This window comes from Streptomyces sp. NPDC054841 (assembly GCF_053611045.1).
The window spans coordinates 1-4,265 of the sequence record NZ_JBSGZO010000617.1; the positions used below are offsets into that span (position 1 = coordinate 1).

Consider the following 4,265-nt stretch of genomic DNA (forward strand, 5'->3'; position numbering starts at 1 on the left):
GGATCGTAGACGGCGTACAGACAGGTGGCCCCGCTGATCCCCTGCCCGTCCCCCTCGGCGACGTCCTCGCCGGTGTCGATCTGGGCCACCAGATCGTCCAGACGGCCCAGCAGTTCCTCGGGAGGCATGTCCAGGGCGGAGAAGTTGTGAACGGCGGTGCGCAGCCGGCCCATGGTGGCCGCCGCGTGCAGGCCGTGGCCGACGACATCGCCGACCACCAGGGCCACCCGGGCACCGGACAGCGGGATGACGTCGAACCAGTCCCCGCCCACCCCGGCCTGGGCCGGCAGGTAGCGGTAGGCCACCTCGAGGGCTGTCTGCTCGGGCAGTCCGCGCGGCAGCAGGCTGCGCTGCAGAGTGACGGCCATGGTGTGCTCGCGGGTGTAGCGGCGGGCGTTGTCGATGCAGACCGCTGCCCGGGCGCCCAGCTCCTCGGCGAAGGACACGTCCTCCTCCTCGAACGGCGGGGAGCCGTCTGCCCGCCAGTAGTGTGCGGCTCCGAGCACCACCCCCCGGGCCCGCAGCGGGACCACGATCAGGGAGTGGATGCCGCGGTCCAGGACTCTCCGTGCGCGTGGGGGGTCCTGGGCCCGCCAGCCTTCGGAGGCGCTCAGGTCCCCCACCAGTACCGCTCGGCCGTCGGCCGCGCCTGCGGCCGTGGGGTGGGAGGCGACGAACCGGATGGACTCGCCGACCGGATAGAGGGGATGGTCCCCCTCCAGGCCGACGACGGCGGTGCGGCGCATCACGGTGCTCGCACCGGACGGCTCCTCACCGCGCAGGACCGGGTCCAGGAGCTCGACGGTGACGACGTCGGCGAACCGGGGGACCGCGACCTCCGCGAGTTCCTCGGCGGTGCGTGTGACGTCCAGGGTGGTCCCGATCCGCATCCCGGCGTCGTAGAGCAGCTGCAACCGTCCGCGGGCCGTCTCGGCCCTGCCGGCGAGAGCCTGCAGCTCGGTGGTGTCCCGCAGTGTCACCACACTGCTGGCCGGTCCACGGGAGGCGGTGAACCGCTTGTTGACGGCAAGCAGCCGGTCGGCCGCCAGGTGTACCTCATCGCTGGCCGGGCGCTCGGACGTCAGCAGCTCGGCGAGGTCCGCCTGCAGCCCCAGACCGGTGACATGACGGTGCTCCGCGTCCGCCGGAAGGTTCAGCAACCGCCGGGCCTCGTCGTTGGCCAGCAGCAGCCGGCCGTCACCTCCGATGATCAACACCCCCTCCCGCACCGCATGCAGGACCGCGTCGTGGTGCTCGTACATCCGGGTCATCTCGGCCGGGCCCAGACCGTGGGTCTGCCGCTGCAACCGCCGGCTCACCAGTGCCGACCCGGCTGCGGCCAGGGCGAGCGCCCCGGCCACGACCCCGACCAGGACGGGGAGCTGCTGATTCACCCTGTCCTGCACCTTCCCCACCGTGACGACGGCGGAGACGATGGCCACGACCGAGCCGCTGCTGTCCTTGACGGGGACCGCCGAGATCACGGAGAGCCCCAGGGCCCCCTGGAAGGTCTTGGTGAACGCCTTTCCGGACGCCGCCTCGGCGTAGGGGCCGATGACGTATTTCCCGATCTGTTTCGGGTCACTGTGGGTGAGGGTGATCCCGTCCGGCCTGTACACGATGACGGCGTCGACGCCGGCGGCCTTGCGGACCGCCTCGGCGCTCGGCTGAAGCTTCGCGGTCGGGTCGGGACTGTCCAATGCCGTCAGGAGCCCCGGGGAGGTCGCGAACGTCTGGGCCGCGGTGAGTGTCCGGTGCCGGGCGTCCGCCATGCTGTCGCGCCTCGCCTGCACGACGAGAGCCACCAGCGCGGCGGCGACGACCAGCACGACGACCGCCAGTTGCAGGAGGAACACCTGGCCCGCGAGGCTGCGCACGCTCAGCAGGGAACGCAAGCGCCGCAGCAGACGCCCCGCCGTTCCGCGACGGTGCGGCTGGTCCTGTTCCTGGTCGTGGTGTTCTTGACGGCCGTGTCCGGGGCGATGAAGCCGACCGGGCACATGAATACCTCTAGGCGAATTGAACAACTTACGCCTGATTTGACCCAAAACTCCGCGCATAGGTAATTTCTATCGCTTTGAGGTGCCGATCACGGGACGGTCGGGGCGGAAGCAGGCCGCGGTGGAACCACCGGGTGATGCCGGCTGTGCGGCCGCCCGAGCGCCGGGGCCCCGGCCGGGTCGGGACCGGCCTCGGGCAGCGTTGCTCGAAGAGTCCGCCCGCGCGGCACTTCTTCTCCGGCCGCGAGCTCGGCGATCGCCCTCGTCGGCTGTACGGCGTCGAGATCGATCCGGACCTCGCCCGAACCGCGGTGACGGCACTGGACCGTGCGGTCTGCAGTCCGCACCTGCGCCGGTGACGATGACGGCCACGGGCGAGGGCGCGGACGGCCGCAGGTGCGCATGGGACGGCACCCTCGTACGGCTCGGACACACGACGGTTTCAGCGGCGGCTCCGCGGTGCGCACGCTTTCCGACTGCCTGGTAACTTCGTCGAGTTGATCATCCACCGTGGCCCCGCCGGCCTGTGGACCACTGCGCGCTGCCCTGCCGTGCCGCGCCTGATCAGCACGCCAGGAACACCCTGACCACTTGTTAAGGACGCCGAATTGACCCGCTTCCGGCTCTACCGTTTATCCCGTCTCGCAGGGACCGCTGCGGTCTTCGCCCTCGCCGCCTCCGTGCTGCCCGCCACCCCGGCGCTCGCCGAGTCGTCCACGCCGCACCTCGACGCCGTCGAGCGGGCCCTGCGGCAGGTGTCACCAGGACTCGAAGGCCATGTGTGGGAGCGCACGAGCGGTAACAAGCTGGACGATTCCTCGGGCAACTCCTCGGACTGGCTGCAGCAGACCCCCGGCTGCTGGGGCGACGCCACCTGTGCCGAGCGTTCCGGTACCGAGCGGCTGCTGGCGAAGATGACCGAGAACATCTCGAAGGCCACACGCACGGTCGACATATCCACCCTGGCGCCGTTTCCGGACGGGGCGTTCCAGGATGCGATCGTCGCGGGCCTCAAGAACTCGGCCGGGGCCGGCAACAAGCTCAAGGTGCGCGTTCTCGTCGGGGCTGCGCCGATCTACCACATGAACGTGATTCCGTCGAAGTACCGCGACGAGCTGCGGTCCAAACTCGGCAAGGCCGCCGACGGCGTCACGCTGAACGTCGCGTCGATGACGACCTCCAAGACCGCGTTCTCGTGGAACCACTCGAAGCTCCTTGTGGTGGACGGCCAGTCGGTGATCACCGGCGGCATCAACAGCTGGAAGAACGACTACATCGACACCACTCACCCGGTGTCCGACGTCGACCTCGCGCTCACCGGTCCCGCCGCGGGATCCGCCGGCAGGTACCTGGACGAACTCTGGGCCTGGACGTGCCAGAACAAGGGCAACTTCGCCAAGGTCTGGTTCGCCTCGTCCCCCGGTGCGGACTGCATGCCCGCGATGGAGAAGGACTCCAACCCCGCCCAGGCCCCCGCGACCGGAAAGGTCCCGGTGATCGCCGTCGGCGGCCTCGGCGTCGGAATCAGGGACTCCGACCCGTTGTCGGCGTTCCGGCCGTCGCTGCCGACCGCGTCCGACACCAAGTGCGTCGTCGGCCTGCACGACCGCACCAACGCCGACCGCGACTACGACACGGTCAACCCGGAGGAGAGTGCCCTGCGGGCGCTGATCGACAGCGCGAGCAGCCACATCGAGATCTCCCAGCAGGACCTCAACGCCACATGTCCTCCGCTGCCGCGGTACGACATCCGCCTGTACGACGCCCTCGCGGCGAAGCTGGCTGCCGGTGTGAAGGTCCGCATCGTGGTCAGCGACCCGGCCAACCGCGGTGCGGTCGGCAGCGGCGGCTACTCGCAGATCAAGTCGCTGAACGAGATCAGCGATGTGCTGCGGAGCCGCCTCGCGCTGATCACCGGTGGCCGGCAGGAGGCGACGGCGACGATGTGCAGCAGCCTGCAGCTGGCCACCGGTCGTCACTCCGACACCGCCGCATGGGCCGACGGCAAGCCGTACGCGCAGCACCACAAGCTGGTTTCGGTGGACGGATCGGCCTTCTACATCGGATCGAAGAACCTCTACCCCGCCTGGCTGCAGGACTTCGGGTACATCGTGGAGAACCCGGAGGCGGCAGGACAGCTCTCCGCCGAGCTGCTGACCCCGCAGTGGAAGTACGCGCAGGCGACCGCCACCTTCGACTACGCCCGGGGGATCTGCCAGGGCTGACCCGGCGGCACCCGGCACACGAAGCGGCCCCGCCCGGCAG

At 70.0% G+C, this 4,265-nt stretch carries 3 protein-coding genes; 2 read left to right on the forward strand and 1 reads right to left on the reverse strand.

What is annotated here, in order from left to right; genetic code table 11:
• Positions 1 to 1,886, reverse strand: a 1,886-nt coding sequence (locus ACWGI8_RS40505) for a SpoIIE family protein phosphatase (protein ID WP_453668454.1), incomplete at its 3' end; no start/stop codon positions are given.
• Positions 1,887 to 2,137: 251 nt separating this feature from the next.
• Here ACWGI8_RS40505 and ACWGI8_RS40510 point away from each other — a divergent pair.
• Both ACWGI8_RS40510 and ACWGI8_RS40515 read left to right on the forward strand, forming a co-directional pair.
• Entirely contained in the window at positions 2,138 to 2,359 is a 222-nt protein-coding gene (locus ACWGI8_RS40510) for a hypothetical protein (RefSeq protein WP_453668452.1), read from the forward strand.
• A gap of 249 nt (positions 2,360 to 2,608) precedes the next feature.
• Positions 2,609 to 4,225, forward strand: a complete 1,617-nt coding sequence (locus ACWGI8_RS40515) for a phospholipase D-like domain-containing protein (protein ID WP_453668453.1) — start codon at positions 2,609 to 2,611, stop codon at positions 4,223 to 4,225.
• Positions 4,226 to 4,265 lie beyond the last annotated feature (40 nt).